The following is a 19940-nucleotide window of genomic DNA, read 5'->3' as shown; positions in this document are numbered from 1 at the left end:
CGAGACAAACCAAATAAACTAAACAACGGTCTTCTTCTGGCGGACTTTTTCAGAATCCTGCCTAATTCAGCGAACTGATGGATAGCGACACTTCCTGTGGCAACAAGAGCGTCACATTCGCCTGGTGTGCGGGGTCCGGTTGAATGAGGGCAAACAAAGGCACCGGCTGTGGAACCCTGTTTGGCGGCAAGGCCAGCAGAACCGGAAAGTCGAGAAGCGGAGACACAGTTGTCAGGCTGGCCAGGCGCAGACGAAACGCCATCAGAATGTCGCGCAACCGTCCGGTTTGATCTTCTTCCGGGAGTGGTTGAGTTGTGGCAATTCCCATCTCCCAGAGCGGCCGCGTAATCGTGACAGGGAATGTGATACCGAGTTGCAAGGCGGTCGGCGTCACGTCGATCAAGATTCCGGCCTGAATCGCCATTTCCCGGTCGTGAATGGTTGAAGGCATTACAGTCCCCTCTACTGCCACCTCTTGCTCAGCGACGTGCTCCTGGGCGAGAGGTTCTTGAGGTTGGAGAGGCTCGCTTGGCGTGGAAATCGTGGCGTCCCTCTGAGGCAAGGCCATTACTATACCGTCGTAGACCGTTCTGGCTGCGGCAGACCAGGCCTCATCGAACGGGCGGCCGCTAAAGGCCGCGTCCGCGGCTTTCTTCTCGTCATGGGTCAGAACTTTGGGCGATGGTGTGTTTGTCATAGCTATATAGATAAGCCCTTTTGCCGGGATGTCAAGGGTCGTGGACCGTTCCGTGGCAGCGTCAGGCGAGAGTTGTTCGAATGAGGAGTCAAGGTGAAGCCCTTCGAAGCCCCATGCTATAGTTCCTCGCCATGGGACGTATCGATTTCTACCGGGTGCTGGGGGTCTCGCGCGATGCGTCCGACGACGCAATCAAGAAGGCCTACCGGAAGCTGGTCTTTCAGCACCATCCTGACCGTAACCCCGATAGCGCTCAGGCCGAAGCGAAAATCCGTGAACTGAATGCAGCTTACGAGGTCGTCGGCGATCCGGACAAACGGCGGACCTATGACCGGCTCACTTGGGGAGATGAAACTGAGCGGGATGAAGCAGCCGATCCAGCCGTCATTGTCGACGAGATGGAGCAGAAACTGTTCGATGAGGGGCGCAAGGAAGTGTTCGCAGTCTTGATGAAAGATGTGAAGCGGGTCAAGGCAGAACTCGCCGTGATTCGCGAGCGAACCGTGGCGGATCAAGGGTACGATACATTTAAAGAAGAGATCATTCGGGAGCGGGCATCGGAGGTGATGGAGGAGCTGGCGACCGCTGAGATGGAGGGACGCAAGGAGCGGCTCCTTGAAGTGGCGACGGAGATGCTGCTGTCCCAAGGCGTGGCGAAACGGGGCGATGAGAGTGGCGTGAGGTTTATACGAGGTCGGCTGGAAGAGGTGTTTCGCCAGGGACGGATGAAGGGCTTCTCGGCCGCGCTGGAGTTGTTCTATGAAAGACGTTAAACGTGAAACGTATAAGGACACGGCGGTGATCGAGTTGTTGCTGACCAGTTCTGAAAGGAACGTCGAGAGATGATTTCAGAACTCAGAACGATCGGGGTGCGAACCCATGTACCGCGAGGGGCCCTGTTGGCGCTCACGAGGAGAACGCAGGGCCTCATTCGCCGCGCATGCCTTGCGACGGCGTTGCTGGTGACGATAGCCGCCGTGGCTCAACCGGTTCACGCCGCAGGCGGAGGTCAGACGAAGTTCCAGCGCATATCGACGCAGTTCATCGCGGCGTTGGGCGATCCAGGTGCGACCTCCGGAAGCGGCGCGCAATCCTGGGGTCTGTGGCCTCTGGACCCGGGTCCTCGGGGCGTCGAGCTGAACAGCTATAAACGGTTGAAGGATGCTGGTGGCGTCGCCCCGGCGCGCTGGAAATTTGATGGCACGGACTGGTGGCTGGAAGAACACGGCTTGATTATGGAGCAGCCGACCTTTCCGCTCCCTCCCGGCAAATACATGGTCACGGGTAACCGCGACGTGACGGCTGTGTTGACCATTCATCCCGCCGACAGGAATGGCGACAGGCGCTGGGAGCTCGATAAAGGCGCGACGCTCTATGACGTGACGCATCTGGCCTGCCGCTCCGCGCGCTATACACCGGCGGCGGTTGGTGGGTCGTGCTCACCGGCCAACGCGCAGAAGACGGCGTTTCCAGTTGCGCCAGGTGGAGCGATGCCTCCGGTCGCGGGCTGCACGAAGCAGGACTATGCGGTGCTCATCGTGATCGGCGTGGGCGTGGAAGACTGAACGCCGGTGGCGCAACGCCGGCGTGTTTTCACCTGCCGCGAATAGCCCTGCGGAACCATCCGTTTCCGTGCCGGTCACCGAGGCGATGGCCGCTTTCGACCCAGAGCAGAAGTACACGACCGACCGCTATCAGAAGGGGGGCTTACGCCGATCCGCATAAGAATCCGTGATAAATGGTCCTACCGTCGCAACTCATTGAAACGGCAACGAGCATGGCATATTCTTCACGAACAGTAGGGGCGTGTTATACGGACAGAAATGGTCGGGTCCAGCTCTTACGCGGATCCGTCTAAACATTGTTGGCTGGCGGGATCCGAACGGTGACATCAAAGAGTGAGCACGAACGGGCAGTGTTCCTGGAGTTCGTACGAACTGCATCGCTTCCCATTGATCTGGCATCTGTAGAGTCGCGGCCGCAGGGGGAGCCGGACATTCGATGCCTCTTGAACGACGAGCCGCTCTACTTCGAGCTTGGTCGTCTACTTGACCAAGGGATGCAAAGGCTCAAGCTAAAGGCTATGCGCATTGCCCCTCAGCAAGTTTCGATGTGCGACTACGATGTGAAGCTCCCTGAACGTGAAATGCTCCGCACCAAGCTCGCCAAACACTATGAGACGGCAGGAACTCCAATTGAGCTATTGCTGTACTACGACAACGAGAACTGGTTGGTGGGGGACGTGCCGGTGTTTGGCGATGATTTCGGATGGCATGCTGATCACGTTATGCTCCCGCTAATTAACGAGACCCCGCATAGGTTTCGTCGTGTCTGGATTTACGAGCGGCATCGCCCATCGGTTCTTTGGAGGTACCCTGTATGACGAGCTGCCAGCCAACAACCGGTTCCACGCGACTGGCTTCGTCGCCGCGTGAACTGGAACGTTAATGCGACAGGGCTGAGGACCGCTTTATGGCGGCACGATCTCGGCGCCGAACTTCCGCACTTGGCCGTTCTTCGACCATCGGTATCCGACCCAAACCGGTCGATCACCGAATTGAAAAGCCGCCATTTGCACCACTGTCGAGTGTGGGATATTGTTCACGATCATTGAAGGTGTGTTACGCGGATAGAACATGGCAGATCCGGTTCTTCTATGGATCCGCCTAAACATTGTTCGCCAGACTGTGGGGTGAGTGATGGTGGTGAGCGGCAGGCAGGTGTTCCGCTTCCGCATTACGCTACACGACATCGCGCCCCAGGTGTGGCGTGAAGTCGAGGTCCCTGCCAGCTACAGTCTCTGGGATCTGCATGTAGCTATTCAGGACGCCATGGGGTGGGACGACCGCCATCTCCACGTCTTTCGTTTCCCGCGATCGCAGGCGAGGGCTGTCGAGCTCGGGATCCCTGACCCCGACTTGCCCGTTGGTGAGGATTCGGTGCTGCCGGACTGGGAGCACACCATCTTGGAGTTCTTTCCCGAGGCAGGCGCTACCGGCATGTACGAGTACGATTTCGGCGACGGCTGGGAGCACGACGTCCGACTTGAGGCAATTGTTCCGCGGACGAAGGGCGTCAAGTATCCTCGTTGCACCGGCGGAGAGCGAGCGTGCCCACCTGAGGATTGCGGCGGTCCTCATGGCTATTCAGAGTTGCTGGAGATTCTGTTCGACCCGCAGCATGAGGAGTTCGAGCGCACGCGAACCTGGGTCGGCAGTGGTTTCGATCCCGAGCGATTCAGGACGTCTACGGTCAGGTTCTCGAACCCTACCGCTCGCTGGAAGCGCGCATTCGGGCCATGATGGCTCGCGAGGCGACGGTGCTGGCGAACAAGGAGTTGAAACTGCCGAAGCCTGGCAAACTTCGGAGCTTCGCAGCGTAACTCCAGTGTTAATGCGACAGGGCTGAGGACCGCTTTACGGCGGTGCGATTCTGGGCGCTGAACTTCCGGACTTGGTCGTTCTTCGCCCATCGGAATCCGACCCCTTGCGGCAGTCCACAACTGTCCGCTGCGGTGGTGCATAATCGAGCGAATTATCGCGTGCGTACCTCAATCGCGCCTATTGACGGGGCCGATTACTACAATGTGAATTCCGCGCTATGTGATTTACCAGAAATCCAATCGACAATGACCACATCTCCAAGGAGCACTCTTCGACAAATTCCGGCAGGAGTATGGGTACTCGGCTTTGTCAGTATGCTCATGGACATTTCTTCGGAGATGATTCACAGCCTGCTGCCGCTGTTCATGGTCACCATCCTTGGCGCTAGCGCTTTAGCAGTCGGCTTGGTGGAAGGGCTGGGTGAATCCACGGCTCTAATCGTCAAGGTGTTTTCAGGCACCATCAGCGATTATCTGGGCAAGCGCAAGGGCTTGGCCGTACTTGGCTATACCATCGGCGCGCTCAGCAAACCGCTCTTCGCCGCAGCCTCCATGACGGGCGTCGTGCTGACCGCTCGAGTGCTGGATCGGATTGGCAAAGGGATAAGAGGTGCGCCGCGCGATGCCTTGGTCGCGGACATTGTGCCGGCACACTTGCGCGGTGCCGCGTTCGGCTTGCGCCAGTCCCTCGATACCGTTGGGGCCTTTATCGGACCACTGTTGGCCGTTGGCGTCATGCTGCTCTGGGCCAACGATTTCCGCGCGGTGTTCTGGGTGGCGGTGATTCCCGGCTTGATGGCAGTCGCGCTGTTGGTGTTCGGCCTACGTGAGCCAGAACATCATCAGGGGGGTCAGCGCGTCAATCCGCTTCGGCGGGAAAACATCAAACGCCTTGGCCGCTCGTATTGGTGGGTGGTAGGCGTCGGTGCGGTGTTCACCCTGGCTCGGTTCAGCGAGGCGTTTCTGGTGCTGCGTGCTCAGCAGAGCGGCATATCACTTGCCTTAGTGCCGCTGGTGATGGTCGCCATGAACTTGGTCTATGCGCTATCGGCGTATCCCTTTGGCAAGCTCTCCGACCGAATGAGCCATACCAAGCTGTTGGCGCTTGGCTTCATCGTGTTGATCGCGGCCGATCTAGTGTTGGCGACAAGCGGGCATTGGGGTGTCGTATTGGCAGGCGTCGCGCTATGGGGCATCCACATGGGCATGACGCAGGGTTTGTTCGCAGCCATGATTGCCAATACCGCACCGCCCGATCTGCGCGGCACGGCATATGGATTTTTTAACCTGGTCAGTGGACTGGCGATGCTACTGGCGAGCGTGTTGGCTGGCTTGCTCTGGGATCACCTTGGGGCATCGTTCACCTTCTATGTCGGCGCCGCTTTTTGCGCGGTTTCGCTCGTGGGTCTGGCGTGGGGCAAAAAATCTTCGCGTGCTTTAGGTTCCGCTTTCTGAAAGGACCCTCGCGAGGCAATGGCCTGTGAACAAGCGCTTCGTTCATACGATTTAGCCGGTACGGTCTACCCTATTTTTCATGCTGCTACTCTATTGCGCCGACAGTCCGTTGATCCTCTTGGCCATCTCGGCTGAATCCGCTTGGCGCCTGCTGGCCGGGAGCGGCCCTTCGAGGCCCGAATTCATCTGGCCTTGTCTGTCCGATAAACCCACATTATTCATGAAGGTTCGTCGCGAAAGCGCGCAGACGCGAAGCGAGACGGGCACTCGGAGTCGTGAAGCCCTGAGGCATACTCGTGCAGTATGTCGAAGGGCTGAACGGCGAGACTGCTTGTCGCAGCCGCGTATCCGCGCTTGCAGCAGAAGCTTCATGAATAATGTGGGTTAAGTACCGATGAATAGATGTAACGTTTCACGTTCTTGAAAGCGGCCCCGCGACAAACTCTCCCGCCTGCATGACCCCGACGATCCTGCTGCGATCACGGAGCTGCGCGATACTCCGGAGCGGATTGCCTTCGAACAACAGTAGGTCTGCCAGTTTCCCCTTCTCGATGGTTCCCACCTGGTCCTGAATCCCGATCAAACGTGCGGCAGCTGAGGTTGATGCGAGAATTGCCTGCATCGGGCTCATCCCGAAGGCGACCATCCGCTCGAGTTCCTGAGCGTTCTCACCGTGAAAATTAAAGGGCGTTCCGGCGTCCGTCCCCATCGCAATCTGGATACCATCCCGCAGGGCGTTCTTAAAGCTCACGGTATGACGTTTCGTCATCGCCTTGGCCTTGTCCAAAGCGCTTTCCGGCACACCGCACCCTGGTCGGCAGGCGGCGGTGGTGGCGAGAGCAGAGAGGGTCGGCACCATGAAGACACCCTGCTCTTTCATCATGGCCGCGGCCTCCTGGTCCATAAGGGTGGCATGCTCGATCGAGTGCACTCCTGCACGGACAGCATTTTTCATCCCCGAGGATCCATGGGCATGGGCGGCAACTTTTCGTCCGGCTCGTTGTGCTTCTTCCACAGCAGCCTGAAGTTCTTCCACCGTCATTTGCGCCTGATCCGGCGAGGTGCCTGGTGTCAGGACGCCACCAGATGCAATTACTTTGATGACAGAAGCCCCGGCGGCGATCTGCGCTCGCACGACAGCTCGTACTTGTTGGACTCCTTCCACTTCTTGGCCGATAAATCGCGCGTGGCCGCCGACCATGCAAATCGCCAAGCCTGCCGCAACAATACGAGGTCCGGGAACGAGACCCCTGCCGATCGCCTCTTGCAACGTAAAAATCGAGTGGTCTCGGGATCCTACGTCGCGCACCGTCGTGAAGCCTGCCTCCAAGGTCTGTCGCGCAGCCCTGCTCGACTTGAGCAAGGTGAAAGAGGACGTTTCTTTGGTGATTGCGTCGACGACATCCGGTTCGGCTCCCAGGCAGAGATGCACGTGACAGTCGATCAAGCCCGGTAAGAGGGTGAGTCCTCGGCCATCGATCTTGGTCGTTCCCCGTGGGAGAGAAAGGTCTCGATCCGGTCCGACCGCGGCAATCCTGTCGCCGCGAATGACGACCGTGGCCCGGTCGATCGTCCGACCGGTCCCGTCGACGACGCGAACTGAGCGAATGGTCAAGGACTTCATCATATCCCGCTGCTATAGATCCGTGAGGCAGCCTGGAGCGCAATACCCGGAGTGGAAAGCCAGCCGCCGCGTATAAACAATGTTTCCAACGCATTGAGCAAGGTCAAGACGTGAGCCTCGGTCGATGATTCACCCATCAAGCCGATGCGCCAGACCTTACCCTTGAGTGGGCCGAGCCCGCCGCCTATTTCAATGCCATAGGTTGAGAGCAGATTCGCCCGCAATTCAGATTCAGGAATATGAGGAGGAATCGTGACACAGGTCAGGGTTGGCAGCCGATGTCCTATCGGGGGAAGGGGAGGAAGCCCGAGTTCGGTCAAGCCGGCGATCAAAGCTTCACTGTTGCGCTGATGGCGAACGAAGCGGCCAGGCAAACCCTCTTCTTCAACGATTCGCAAGGCTTCCCGTAGAGCGTAGAGCATGGAGATCGGCGCTGTGTGGTGATAGGCCCTGGTTCCCTCAGCCCAGTAGTCCGCGAGCAAGGCCATATCCAGGTACCAACTCTGGCAGGGGGTCCGTCGAGCTTTAATGGCAGCCAACGCACGATCGCTCAGGGTGAAGGGAGACAAACCGGGCGGGCAGCTGAGACATTTTTGCGTGGCGCTGTAGCAAACATCGATGTTGTGGTGATCGATGTCGACCGGTATGCCTCCAAGAGAAGTGACGGCATCGACGAGGAAGAGAGCGCCATGTTTACGGCAGAGTTGGGAGATCGGCTCGAGCGGTTGCCAGACGCCGGTCGAAGTCTCGGCTTGCACGATTGCCACGGCCTTCACCGGGCCTGATTGGCGCAACGCCAGTTCAATGGCCTCCGGCTCTATGGTCTGTCCCCACGGGGCTTCCACCCGAATCGCTTTTCCGCCGCACCGTTCGACGATGGAGGCCCACCTCGTCCCGAATACGCCGTTGACCCCGACGATGACCGCATCGCCCGGCTCAACGATATTCACGATCGAGGCTTCCATGCCGGCTGAGCCGGTGCCGGAGACTGCGATGGTGAAACGGTTTTTCGTCTGAAAGACGAAGCGCAACAGGGCTTGGATCTCGTCCATGATTGCAAGAAAGGCCGGGTCTAAATGGCCGAGCAGGGGAGTTGAGAGCGCGCGCAGGACTCGCGCATGCACCATGCTTGGCCCGGGGCCAAGGAGTAGTCTGTGCGGAGGAATAAAGTTTTTGCCGGCCATAATACTCCAAGAATGCGAGACGCGCGTGACTTGCGAGCCAAGCGCGACAGGCTGGAAAATTTGATGTTCGCGCCTCGCGCCTATTGCGTAGGCCTGGCTTGCTCATGCCTCACGAACGAGGGATTAGTATAGCGGAGTGTGGGGACTTTCAGCCACGTGTATTACAACCACACTCTTTCGTTGCCTCACACTCCGAGGGGTTTCGAGGTGGAAAAACAGCGTGTTATAGTCCAATCGATGATGGAATCGGCCTCTGTGCCTCTCAACGAGCCGCCGCAGTCCAAGTCCTGGTGGCAAGCGGCAAACGTGCCGCCTGCGGTCGGGGTCTATTCCGTGCGCTTCTCGCCCACAATCACACTAATGTCCGCTCTTTTCCTCGTGGTCGCTCTGGCATCGATCCTCTGGCTGTCGGCATCGGCGTCCAAGCTGGATCAGGTTGAGTCACCTGAGCAAGCGCTCAATCTGATGGTCAGTCGAACCATGGATATGCAGGAAGGGCTCAAGCGTGCGCCCCGGTGGGAACAGCTGCTTTTTTCTTGGACCTCAGACGACAGTGACACGGAACTGGCACATGAGATTGAATGGTATCGAGAACTGTCAGAGATTTCTGAGGACCCCTTGGTGCCTCTACAGTTGGCGATTCTCCAAGCCGAAGCCGGTCATGTCTCGCAGGCGATCCTCTCAGCCCATGAGTGGGCCAAGGCGGAAGACCCGCTTCCCCAGTTTGCCAATCTGGTGATGGCAGCCTACGGCGAAGGGCCGGTTCAGGATCCGGAGCAATATGTCTTGCTGCAAGCAGAGGTGGCAGAGACGTTGCCTGCCGGCTGGTTCTATGATCGTCTGGCCGAACGCCTGGCACATCGTGCCAATGACACCGAGCTTGCAACCAGGATTCAGGAACAGGCGGCTGAACGTGTCGACCGCCAGTTCCTCTGGTCACATCGCTTGACGCTCGTTGATCTCGTCGCGATGGCGACCGGCACGGTCGTGTGTCTGCTGCTCTGGATCCGGAGGAATGAGCCTTCCAGTTTCATCCGGTTGCATGAACCGGGCGTGCCGCCTCCGTGGCCTGGCCGTATCGGAGCGGCAGTCCTGTTGCGCGGAGGGGCAATCGGTGTGGTGCTCACGGGACTGTTTACGATCGTTGCGCCCCCCGACAATGTTCCATTCCGGGCGTTGGCCATTCCGCTTACGAATGCGCCGCTGCTCTTCTTGGCCTATCGTTATCTCCTCCGGCCATCCGGTATGACCTTCGACGATGGATTCGGGCTGGAAATCGGATGGGCCAATGCCGGCCGTCTGGTTGCTGCTGTGTCGGCAGTGGTGGCGGCCGGGTTGTGGGGGGGATGGGTGATGGAACGGTTGTTGGAGCCTTTCCACCTGACGAGTCACTGGGCCGAATGGTTTGACGCAGACCTCGTCTGGGCTTCGCCCTCCATGACGGCCATAAGTTTAATCGAATACGTGGTCTTTGCGCCGCTATTCGAAGAGCTGGCATTTCGTGGATTGCTGTTTGCCATTCTCCGCCGCAAGTTCAGTTTTCTGCCTGCGGCGCTGATCAGCGCCGTCATTTTCGGCGTAGCCCATGGCTATGGATTGGTAGGATTACTGAGTGTCTGTTGGAGTGGCCTGCTTTGGGCATGGATCTACGAAAAGACCGGAAGCCTTCTGCCGGGGATTCTGGCCCACGCAATCAACAACTTACTGGTGTGTCTGGCCGTCATGGCCATCCTCCGCTAACAGGATGGTGAAAATGTCTTTCAGCTTCGTTCTCCGCTCAAGGGAATCCTCAACGTACCCCTGAGGGTACGCCTCCGGTTCCCTCTCGCCTCGGGCCTTGCTGAAAGCCATTTTGACCATCCTGTGCCTCCACTCTGTCCGTTGATTCGATCAATGCTACAGTCTCGTATAAGTCTGGATATCTTAGAACGTAACCTAGCTCTGAGCGAAGTTTAGCGTTGCTGATTCGTTTTCCTGGTGAGGGATCTTGGTTGACTGCCGTGGTAGTTACATCCCAGCGCTGCTGCGCGGTTGCGCAGATGTCATTCCAGGTATGGGGTTGGCCGTCGCTGACGTTATAGGTCTCGCCGGGTTTCCCTTTCTCCAGCGCAAGCAGACAGATGGCGGCCAAGTCTTCGACATGGATCAGATTGACATACTTCCGCGATGGACCGACTCGACCTTGTCTGACCCAATCAACTGGGTTGCGACCTGGGCCGTAGATGCCTGCCACGCGCAGCACAATCGCTCCGAAGTCCTTCCGTAGGAACTCTTCTCCCTGCACACGCGGTTTGCTCAGATCGATGGGGGCTGTCTCGTCGATCCAGGGCGGCGGGTACTCTTGTGAGTGACCAACGTCATAGGAGGACGTGCTCCCTAGTACCACGATGCGTCGAGGTGGCCCGTCGAGCTTGCGCGCGAGGTCCTGCACCTGTTTGAGCACGGCGGCTGGAAAACACCAGATGAGATCAGCGCCGACAGGAATGTTCGGCCAGGTCGAAGGGTCTCCCAAATCGAATCTCATGCGACTGTCAGCCGGTACATGAGGCAGGTTCTTGTCCGGATTGCGGCTTGTGGCGAAAAAGGGGTGTGATGTAGTGACCAACGCACTGGCGAGGTGTCTCCCTGTATAGCCGGAACCGAGAATGATGATCGGATTCATCGTGTTGGAGGTCATTGTTGGGTGAGGTCCCGTTGCAGCATAAAATCAACTACTTATATGCAATTATTTCATGCGAGGTTATCATAATGACACAAGTCGGGTGAGGAATGCTTCACAGAGGAATTCGTAAGAGAGTGATCTGCATGAAATCCATTGCGTCTATGTTGTTGATCATTGCCCTCGGATTCGGACTCGCAGGCTGCCCAGGCGGTGGGGGCGGAGGCGGGGGCAGTTCTTCAGCCTTTGCGGTGTCGACGACCTCAGCGGATTTCGGTGTGGTCGACAATGCCTACACTTCGACACTCGCGACTACAGGTGGAACGGCTCCGTTCAGCTGGACTCTGTTTGGCGGCGCATTGCCGGTCGGCTTGTCCCTCAATGCAACCACGGGTGTCGTGAGCGGCACCCCCACGGTAGCCGGAAATTCAACTGCGGATTTCATAGTGACGGACAGCACGGGTCAAACTGCGAATGGTTCAGTGTTGTTTGCTGTCCATCCGAGGACGGATCGTGCGTCGGTCAACAGCAACGGCGTGGCTGGGAGCGGTGCCAGTTCGAGCCCATCCATCAGCGGAGATGGAAGCCTGGTCGCTTTCGCTTCGTCATCGTCTAACTTCGTGCCAGGCGTCGGTGGCACGCAAATCTATGTGCATAATCGACAAACAAATCAAATCGAAGTGATCTCGCGTGACAACGATACCGCAGTAGTGAACGAAGGGGGCGCAGCCAGTAGCGATCCAGCCATCAGTGCCGATAGGCGGTATGTTGCGTTTGTGTCCCAGGCGACGAATTTGTTGGCGCCTGCTCCAGCAGTGCCAGCCGGGCAGCAGATCTATGTGCGGGATCGGCAGACAGGTGTGACAAGTCTGGTATCGGTGGATAATACGGGGGCGTCCATTCCTGGCGATGGTATCAGCAGTGGTCCGTCGATCAGTGGGGACGGGCGGTATGTTGCGTTTGTGTCTCAGGCGACGAATTTGTTGGCTCCTGCTCCAGCAGTGCCAGCCGGGCAGCAGATCTATGTGCGGGATCGGCAGACAGGTGTGACAAGTCTGGTGTCGGTGGATAATACGGGGGCGTCCATTCCTGGCGATGGTATCAGCAGTGGTCCGTCGATCAGTGGGGACGGGCGGTACGTGGCCTTTGTATCGGTTGCGACGAACCTGTTGGCTCCTGATCCGGTGGTGCTAGGTGGGCAACAGATCTACGTCCGTGATCGTCAGCTTGGACTGAGTTCCTTAGCGTCACAAGACAACACTAATACGAATATCGAGGGAGCTGGCGGAATAAGTGATACGCCGTCGATGAACAGCGACGGTAGATTTGTCGCCTTCTTCTCTCAGGCAACCAATCTAGTTAGTGGATCGGGGGCTCATATCTACGTCCGCGCACTTCCCTAGCCCGTAGAGCTTCCCCCGGCGGCGTGGTACGATCACGTGCCATGCCTCTCTCCCATTTCCACCCTCTGATCTCCGAGTGGTTCGAATCACATATTGGCCACCCGACCGATGTCCAGACCCGGGCTTGGCCGGCCATTCAGTCTGGCGCCGATGTTCTGATTGCTGCACCGACTGGTTCCGGCAAGACCTTCGCGGCCTTTCTCTCCTGCATCGATCACCTCTTCAAGCAAGCCCTCGCGCGTGAGCTTGATGACCAGACGCAAGTGCTCTACGTCTCGCCACTGAAAGCGCTCAGCAACGACATACAGAAAAACCTGCAGCAACCACTAGCTGAAATCGGTCACGCAGCCTTATCTGCCGGGCTCTTGATGCCGGAACTCCGTGTGCTGGTCCGTACCGGCGACACGCCGATGGCGGAGCGCCAGCAGATGCTCAAGCGGCCACCCCATATCCTGGTCACGACGCCAGAATCGCTATTCATTTTATTGACGGCAGAGAAAAGCCGTCGCTTGCTGCAGACAGTCCGGACCGTTATCGTCGATGAAATTCACGCTGTTGTGTCGAACAAACGTGGCGCCCATCTAGCCCTCTCGTTGGAGCGACTGGAGGCATTCACACTCATCAAACCTCAACGCATTGGGCTCTCCGCAACGCAACGGCCAATCGAAGCCGTCGCACGGTTTCTAGTAGGAAATCGACAGCAGGCTCAGACGTCCCTGGTCACACCCCTGACCCCTGACCCCTCACGCCTCACGAGTCCTTGTCAGATTATCGACATAGGCCACAGGCGTGAGATGGATCTTGCCGTGGAGGTCCCGAAGGATGAACTGAGTGCCGTGGCCACGAACGCGATTTGGGCCGATGTCTACGATCGTGTCGCCGATCTGGTCCGGCAACACCGCTCGACCCTGGTGTTCGTCAACACGAGGCGCCTGGCAGAGCGAGTGTCGCACTCTCTGGAGGAACGGCTACAAGACTTAGGCGCCGATGTCGTGGCGGCGCATCATGGCAGCCTCTCTCGTCAGATTCGCCTGTCGGCTGAAGAACGGCTCAAGAGCGGCAAGACGCGTGTTGTGGTTGCGACAGCCTCGCTGGAACTCGGCATCGATATCGGCACGGTGGATCTCGTCTGTCAGATCGGTTCGCCGCGTGCGATTGCGACCTGTCTGCAACGGGTCGGCCGGGCCGGTCACTGGATCAGGGCCATTCCCAAGGGCCGTCTCTTTGCGATGACGAGGGATGACTTGCTCGAATGTGCGGCGCTGATGCGAGCGATTCGGGCGGGAGTGTTGGATCGCATTGCCGTGCCGCTGGCTCCGCTCGATATTCTGGCACAGCAGCTGGTGGCGGCAGCGTCGACACAGACCTGGCAGGAAGACGACCTGTTCGATCTCTGCCGGCGGGCTGATCCCTACAGGGCATTGGCACGTTCGGAGTTCGATCAGGTGCTGCGGATGTTGGCGGATGGCATCGCGACTAATCGCGGGCGAGGTCTCGCCCATCTGTTTCATGATCGGATCAATCACCGTATCAAAGGCCGACGAGGGGCGCGGCTGGCGGCGATCACATCCGGCGGGGCCATCCCGGAAACGGCAAACTATGCCGTGGTCGCGGAACCTGATGGGACGGTCGTGGGATCGGTCGACGAAGACTTTGCGGTAGAGAGTTTGGCAGGCGACATCATGTTGCTGGGGAATACCTCCTGGCGGATCAAGGGCGTCGAGATGGGCAAGGTGCGGGTGGAAGACGCGTATGGAGCGCCACCCAACATACCCTTCTGGCGTGGCGAAGCGCCGTCGCGAACGGCTGAACTGTCGGGGGAAGTCTCATCGTTGCGACAGGAGATCGCAAACAGACTCGCTTCCTCCGATTCGGCCATCAGCCATCAGCTCTCAGCGATCAGCTGGCTGAAGAACAGCTGCGGGTTGGATCAACGTGGTGCGGAACAAGCTGCCGCCTACATCGCCGCGGGAACGGCGGTCTTAGGAACCGTGCCGACGCAAGAGACGATCATCGCGGAGCGGTTTTTCGATGAAAGTGGCGGGATGCAGCTGGTCTTGCATACGCCCTTCGGGAGCAGGATCAACCGGGCCTGGGGCCTTGCCTTGCGGAAGCGGTTCTGCGTGACCTTCGATTTCGAATTACAAGCGGCAGCGACCGACAACGGGATCGTGATCTCGCTCGGCGAGAAGCACAGCTTCCCGCTCGAGGCGGTGTTCGGGTTCCTGAATAGCCGGACGCTTCGGGAGGTCTTGCTTCCCGCCGTGCTTCAGGCGCCGATGTTTATGACACGCTGGCGCTGGAATATCAGTCGCGCCCTGCTGTTGCTGCGGTTCTCTCATGGGAAAAAGGTTCCCCCGCAGATTCAACGGATGAAGGCGGAGGATCTTCTTGGCGCAGTCTTCCCTGACGCGATGGCCTGTCAGGACAATATAGTCGGCGAACGGACTCGCCAGATCCCGGATCATCCGCTCGTGAACGAGACCTTGCGGGATTGTTTCACCGAGGCGATGGATCTCGATGGATTGACCGAGCTTCTCAAGCGGATTGAAGCGGGGGCCATCAGCTGCGTGGCAGTCGATACACCGCTGCCATCTCCATTCTCGCACGAGATCTTGAACGCCAACCCCTATGCGTTTCTCGACGATGCGCCACTGGAAGAACGGCGGGCGCGTGCGGTAGAGATGCGGCGCACGCTTCCGACTCAGCTGGCAGGCGAGGTTGGAGCGTTGGATCAAGCAGCGATCGAGGAGGTCCAACGGGAGTCCTGGCCCGTCGTGCGCGATCCGGATGAATTGCACGACGCCTTGCTGACGTTGTGGTGGTTGCCGGTCGAGGAGGTCAAGGACTGGGCGATTCATTTGTCGTGCTTGATGGAAGAGGGACGCGCTGTAGAACTCACCGTGAGGGGTGAGGGGGGTGGCGGTAAGGGGTTAGGGGTAAGGGGTGAGGCGCAGGAAGTAAGAGGGTGGGTTGCGGCGGAGTATCAGTCCAAGGTGGAATCGATGTTTGTATCAGGTGATGAAGCCGTCACCGATGCCATCGTGCTTGGCTGGATGGAAAGCATCGGTCCAACCACGGTAGCTGAGTTGGCCCAACGGCTTCATCTTTCAGCCGATGAGGTGAACAGCGCTATGGTCCGCCTCGAAGCTTCAGGGCAAGTTCTCCGCGGCAAGTTTCGGTCATCGCCCCCTCACCCCTTACCCCTCGCGCCTCACGGGCTTGAGTTTTGCCACCGTCGGCTGCTGGCGCGCATTCATCGCTTGACCATCGGCAGGCTACGAAAAGAAGTCGAGCCGGTGACCGCAGCCGAGTTCATGAGGTACTTATGTCAGTGGCAACATGTGTCGTCCGGATCGCGTCAACATGGAGAAGCAGGCTTGCTCGAAGTGATTAGGTTGCTGGCCGGATTTGAGGCAGCGGCGTCGAGCTGGGACTCGCAACTGTTGCGAGCCAGAATGGCCAAGTATGAACCGGAGTTGTTGGATCATCTCTGTCTCAGTGGAGCTGTGAGCTGGGGCCGGTTGGCGCCGCACCCACGGCTCGGTCAGCCCGAAGAACACCGAGTCAAGCGTATCGTGCCGACCAGCATCGCACCAATCAGTGTTTTCCCGCGGGAAGAGAGCGAATGGTTGCTCGAGGTGACGCGGGATAAGAATGCGCGCATCGGGCCGGAACCTTTTGCTGGCCTGAGTGGGGTAGCACAGGATCTCCGCCGCGTGCTCGCCGAGCAAGGCGCCAGCTTCTTCGCTGACCTGGCACGGATGACCAACCATCTTGCGACTGAAGTAGAAGAGGGACTGTGGGAACTGGTGGCGGCAGGATTGGCCACGTCAGATGGTTTTGACAACTTGCGCGCGCTCATGGATCCACATCGTCGGCGGGCGGAAGGACGAGAACGTGCACGCCGACCACGTCATGCAACAGGGCGGTGGTCGCTGCTCCGGCACGCTCATGGCTGTCAGCTGTCGGCTATCAGCTTGAATGAGCGCATTGCCCGCCAACTGCTGCGCCGCTATGGCGTCGCGTTCCGTGATCTCCTCGTCCGTGAGACGCTGGTGGCTTCGTGGCGCGACCTGCTGGTGCAGTATCGAAGAATGGAGCTGCAAGGCGAGGTCCGAGGGGGGCGGTTTGTCGGTAGCTTTACCGGGGAGCAGTTTGCATTGCCGGAAGCGGTTGAATCGCTGCGGGCGGTGAGAAAGCGAAGCGAGTTAGGCCCAGCCTCTCACGACATCAAACTGTCCGCCTGCGATCCGTTAAATCTCGTGGGGATCATCTTGCCGGGCCCGCGTGTGCCGGCGGTGCCATCGAACTTCGTGGTTATTCGTGACGGAGCTGTGGTGCGAACCGTTTTGGGACGAGAGGCTGCGGACAGAGTAGACAAACAGGTGTCGTTTGTCGTTCGTGAGTTGTGAGCAAGGTGCGACTCCACCACGAACCGCTATGAATAGTCCGGGCTAGTGAGCCAGCATTCTCAACTGTTGAAGTCGAGCTTGTTGATCGGACGTCATGAGAGTCAGGAATGCTCCCTGCGCTTTCGCGCGAAAGGCTGGTTGCCGGTCATTCGGCAGTCCCATGAGGGTACCGAGCGATGTCACATATTCCCCCTGTCCACGCGCCAGGTCTTGTTCCACATTCTCCTGATTGAAAGTGGCAAAGGCAGTGAGTTTATGTTCTGGATTCAACATGCCGTCTTCATTGAACCAGGTGCGACCGGAGGTCGTGCCAGTGACGTTGGAGGTAGTATCCGTGGTCTGTTTGACCGTGCTTTTGAGCGTGCAGCCTGACCCGACCAGCATGAGCAGCGGCACGATGGCCCAAACAGCGACCTGTTTCATGTAGGTGCCTCCTTTGGTGTGGAAGGGAACGGCTCTCTTCATCGTTGACGAACTCCACTATATCACAAGCCAACTAAAGTTCAGTCGGATCTGTGCCGATAGGGAAGCTGTCTGGATAGGCCTGAAATAACCGGGAGATGCCCCATGCCAGTCCAAGCTCTGACCAAAATCGACCCGCAGCAGTTTTTTAACCTTTCTTCTGCAACCGGGGCGGGGACCCAGCGACTGGATACCAAGGTTAGCGGAGTCGCGGTTTCCAACGACTTCACAGGCCGTCTGAGTGTGACGACGACAGAAGGGGACACGATTACCCTCTCCGCGGATCTTGAATCAGACTTCCGCGCGGTGAACTACAAGTCCCACATCGAAGGCGATGGCAAGAGGGTAGATGTTCAAGCAAAGTATGCCGAGTTATCGTTGAAACAGGAGTTTGGCGTGGCGGTGCAAGGTGATCTGAACGAACAAGAGGTTAAGGATCTGACGAAGTTGTTCAGAAGGGTCGCGAACATCTTCGAAAAATATTTGAATGGGCAGGATGACGCGGCCCTCGCCAAGACGGCGAAGCTGGCCGAGCGGTTCGGAAGATTGTCTTCTCTCTCAGGTTTGGACCTCAATGTAGATGTGGAACGGTCCGTAACGGCTCTCGCCGCGAGGATTGTCTCGGAGGTGACCGGTCAACCAACGCTGCCGGCTGGCCAACAATCCCAGACACCTGCCACTACGTCTAACCCAGCTACCCCGGGTGGAGCGCCTTCGACGGCTGCGGTGATCCCGCAACCGTCTACCGGTACCACGGCGCCCACCCAACAATCGACTGACGCAGCGGCTCCGGCATCAGGCGCGGCGACCCGTCTCGTCGCGCCGGCGCAGGATGCGTCGCGAACGAAGTCTCTCGTGGAGCAGGTCTTGGATGCGCTGAAAGACACGAGAGTCGAGTCCCACAAAGTCCACAAGTATCTGCCGGACTTCTTCACGAAGCTGCGCGAGGATTTGGTGAAGGAACTGCGAGGCGAGAGGGAGCAGGATCATAATCGGCCTGCAAACGAGGTGCGGGCCTCGGCTCCCCCGAGCAGCAGTGTTGCTTTTGCGTATCAGGCAGTGAGTCAGACGTCATTCTCACTTTCCATTCATAGTTAGAGCAACCGCGTCAGCTTTCGGGCTGGCGTCAAGTGTACGACGAGGCGTGGGTATTCCACACCTCGTCGTTGTCGTTTCAGCGGCAGAGGGGAAGGGGGCCTTCGAAAGGGCTGTGTGGGTTATACTTCTTGCCATCGATATCCTTCCAGTTTGAGTAGATCATAGGTTAATATATCCAGATCAATGAATCCTTGATTCCGTCCCTCTTCGGCTGGGCCTCGTGGGTGTAGCCCTGTCTATTGTAAGGAACGTCTCCGATGGAGACCTATTACGACATTCTGGAAATTGAGGAGTCAGCGACTCCTGAAGAGATCAAGCAGGCCTATCGACTTCTGTTGGAAGTGTGGCATCCGGACCGCTTTCACCATAAGCCCAAGCTTCTCGCAAAGGCGGAGAAAAAAAGCGGGGAAATCAACAAGGCCTTCGAGACGCTCGGCACCCCTGAATTGAAACAACAGTATGATGCATGGCTGCAGGCCAACCGTAACTGGGGCGTGCAGTCTGGCGGGGCTGTGACCTGCCCGTCCTGCGAGACATCCTTTTTTTCCAATCCCGAGCGACATGAGAAACGGGAATTCCATGCGAATCGACGTCGAGCGAAAAAAGATTCCCAGAGCCCTGCCGGTGCGATATTTGACGGAAATGAGTTCTTCACTCCCGTTCGGATGGGCATATTGGCAATAGCCCTGCTATTTGCCGGGATCATCGTATTCACCTTTACGAAATCCTCCAAGGTGATTGTCTCGTACAAACCGGCTCAACCGGTTGAAGCTGCGACATTGCCGCAGAATGAACCGTTCCCATCCGAGGTAGAAGAACAAATTCGCCAGGCTGCAATCGTGCAGGATGGTCCTTCCAGCAGACCTGTCCAGCCGCATGTAAAAGAGGCAGTGCCCAGTTCTCTGCCCAAGGCAGAGACTCAACAGGAGCGCTCAGGCCGTCTTGAAACTATGCAACGACTGATGGCCCAGGCCCCCGGGCATTCCCCTGCTTCCTCAGAGGACAATATTTCATCCGTAGATCTGGAACAACTGAAGATGCGGGGCGCCCAGGGCAACGCGTCGGCACAGAATCAGCTTGGACAGCTATATGACCAGGGGCGGCGGGGCGTCCCGCAAGATTACGCGATCGCACTGGGCTGGTACGAGAAGGCCGCTGCCCAGGGCAACGGATGGGCGCAGAACCGACTCGGGCAGATGTCCTCTGACGGGCGGGGTATGCCACAGGACTATCAGAAGGCGAGGCAGTGGTGGGAGAAGGCTGCAGGCCAGGGTATTGCACAGGCGCAGTACAACCTTGGGCAACTGTATGCCAACGGGCGGGGTGTCCCGCAAGATTATACGACGGCTCGGAGCTGGTACGAGAAAGCTGCCGGCCAAGGCAACTCGTGGGCGCAAGCTCAGTTGGGGCAGCTGTATGCAAACGGGCTGGGTGTCCCGCAGGACCAGAGGATGGCGCGAGTCTGGTACGAGAAAGCCGCAGCCAAAGGGAATGTATGGGCGCAGGCCCAGCTGATATTGTTCTAGCCGACGGGGGTCCCGCGGCGAACGCTGTAGGTCAG

At 58.3% G+C, this 19940-nt stretch carries 16 protein-coding genes; 10 read left to right on the top strand and 6 right to left on the bottom strand.

Going from position 1 to position 19940, the window contains the following annotated elements:
• Nucleotides 1–61: 61 nt before the first annotated feature.
• The gene (locus HZB34_13700; protein ID MBI5317014.1) at nucleotides 62–697 is read right to left on the bottom strand and encodes a hypothetical protein; all 636 of its coding nucleotides are present in this window, start codon (nucleotides 695–697) and stop codon (nucleotides 62–64) included.
• Between the two features lie 131 nt (nucleotides 698–828).
• On the opposite strand from HZB34_13700, the gene HZB34_13695 reads away from it, so the two are divergent.
• The 3 genes from HZB34_13695 to HZB34_13685 all read left to right on the top strand — a co-directional run bounded on the left by HZB34_13695 (nucleotide 829) and on the right by HZB34_13685 (nucleotide 3080).
• Entirely contained in the window at nucleotides 829–1470 is a 642-nt protein-coding gene (locus tag HZB34_13695) for a DnaJ domain-containing protein (protein MBI5317013.1), read from the top strand.
• Between the two features lie 156 nt (nucleotides 1471–1626).
• Nucleotides 1627–2262, top strand: a complete 636-nt coding sequence (locus HZB34_13690) for a hypothetical protein (protein MBI5317012.1) — start codon at nucleotides 1627–1629, stop codon at nucleotides 2260–2262.
• A 320-nt stretch (nucleotides 2263–2582) separates the two neighbouring features.
• Nucleotides 2583–3080 carry a hypothetical protein gene (locus HZB34_13685; GenBank protein MBI5317011.1) on the top strand — a complete coding sequence of 166 codons (498 nt, stop codon included), beginning with the start codon at nucleotides 2583–2585 and terminating at the stop codon, nucleotides 3078–3080.
• 87 nt (nucleotides 3081–3167) lie between these two features.
• Here HZB34_13685 and HZB34_13680 read toward each other — a convergent pair whose 3' ends face one another.
• The gene (locus HZB34_13680) at nucleotides 3168–3335 is read right to left on the bottom strand and encodes a hypothetical protein (GenBank protein ID MBI5317010.1); all 168 of its coding nucleotides are present in this window, start codon (nucleotides 3333–3335) and stop codon (nucleotides 3168–3170) included.
• 61 nt (nucleotides 3336–3396) lie between these two features.
• Between HZB34_13680 and HZB34_13675 the strand changes: the two genes are divergently transcribed.
• The gene (locus tag HZB34_13675; protein ID MBI5317009.1) at nucleotides 3397–3999 is read left to right on the top strand and encodes a plasmid pRiA4b ORF-3 family protein; all 603 of its coding nucleotides are present in this window, start codon (nucleotides 3397–3399) and stop codon (nucleotides 3997–3999) included.
• 326 nt (nucleotides 4000–4325) lie between these two features.
• On the top strand, nucleotides 4326–5534 hold the full coding sequence (locus HZB34_13670; protein MBI5317008.1) for an MFS transporter: 1209 nt from the start codon (nucleotides 4326–4328) through the stop codon (nucleotides 5532–5534).
• A 412-nt stretch (nucleotides 5535–5946) separates the two neighbouring features.
• On the opposite strand, the gene HZB34_13665 is transcribed toward HZB34_13670, so the two are convergent.
• The gene (locus HZB34_13665; protein ID MBI5317007.1) at nucleotides 5947–7161 is read right to left on the bottom strand and encodes an amidohydrolase family protein; all 1215 of its coding nucleotides are present in this window, start codon (nucleotides 7159–7161) and stop codon (nucleotides 5947–5949) included.
• A complete protein-coding gene (locus tag HZB34_13660) occupies nucleotides 7158–8342 on the bottom strand; it encodes an alanine--glyoxylate aminotransferase family protein (GenBank protein ID MBI5317006.1) in 1185 nt (394 codons plus the stop codon). Before HZB34_13660 ends, HZB34_13665 begins: the two co-directional genes overlap by 4 nt.
• 207 nt (nucleotides 8343–8549) lie before the next feature.
• Here HZB34_13660 and HZB34_13655 point away from each other — a divergent pair, with 207 nt between their 5' ends.
• On the top strand, nucleotides 8550–10082 hold the full coding sequence (locus HZB34_13655; protein MBI5317005.1) for a CPBP family intramembrane metalloprotease: 1533 nt from the start codon (nucleotides 8550–8552) through the stop codon (nucleotides 10080–10082).
• A gap of 49 nt (nucleotides 10083–10131) precedes the next feature.
• On the opposite strand, the gene HZB34_13650 is transcribed toward HZB34_13655, so the two are convergent.
• Nucleotides 10132–11004, bottom strand: coding sequence for a hypothetical protein (locus HZB34_13650; protein MBI5317004.1), 873 nt, complete (start codon nucleotides 11002–11004; stop codon nucleotides 10132–10134).
• A 143-nt stretch (nucleotides 11005–11147) separates the two neighbouring features.
• Between HZB34_13650 and HZB34_13645 the strand changes: the two genes are divergently transcribed.
• Both HZB34_13645 and HZB34_13640 read left to right on the top strand, forming a co-directional pair.
• Nucleotides 11148–12404, top strand: coding sequence for a PD40 domain-containing protein (locus HZB34_13645; GenBank protein ID MBI5317003.1), 1257 nt, complete (start codon nucleotides 11148–11150; stop codon nucleotides 12402–12404).
• 41 nt (nucleotides 12405–12445) lie between these two features.
• The gene (locus HZB34_13640; GenBank protein MBI5317002.1) at nucleotides 12446–16819 is read left to right on the top strand and encodes a DEAD/DEAH box helicase; all 4374 of its coding nucleotides are present in this window, start codon (nucleotides 12446–12448) and stop codon (nucleotides 16817–16819) included.
• 42 nt (nucleotides 16820–16861) lie between these two features.
• On the opposite strand, the gene HZB34_13635 is transcribed toward HZB34_13640, so the two are convergent.
• Complete coding sequence (locus HZB34_13635) at nucleotides 16862–17242, bottom strand: DUF3015 family protein (GenBank protein ID MBI5317001.1); 381 nt, start codon at nucleotides 17240–17242, stop codon at nucleotides 16862–16864.
• 144 nt (nucleotides 17243–17386) lie between these two features.
• On the opposite strand from HZB34_13635, the gene HZB34_13630 reads away from it, so the two are divergent.
• Together HZB34_13630 and HZB34_13625 are read left to right on the top strand one after the other, a co-directional pair.
• Entirely contained in the window at nucleotides 17387–18379 is a 993-nt protein-coding gene (locus tag HZB34_13630) for a hypothetical protein (protein MBI5317000.1), read from the top strand.
• Nucleotides 18380–18636: 257 nt separating this feature from the next.
• Nucleotides 18637–19905, top strand: coding sequence for an SEL1-like repeat protein (locus HZB34_13625; protein MBI5316999.1), 1269 nt, complete (start codon nucleotides 18637–18639; stop codon nucleotides 19903–19905).
• Nucleotides 19906–19940: the final 35 nt, after the last annotated feature.

It is taken from the genome of Nitrospirota bacterium, assembly GCA_016219645.1.
In the GTDB taxonomy this organism is placed as follows: domain Bacteria; phylum Nitrospirota; class Nitrospiria; order Nitrospirales; family Nitrospiraceae; genus Palsa-1315.
This window is presented reverse-complemented; position numbering and strand designations above follow the sequence as displayed.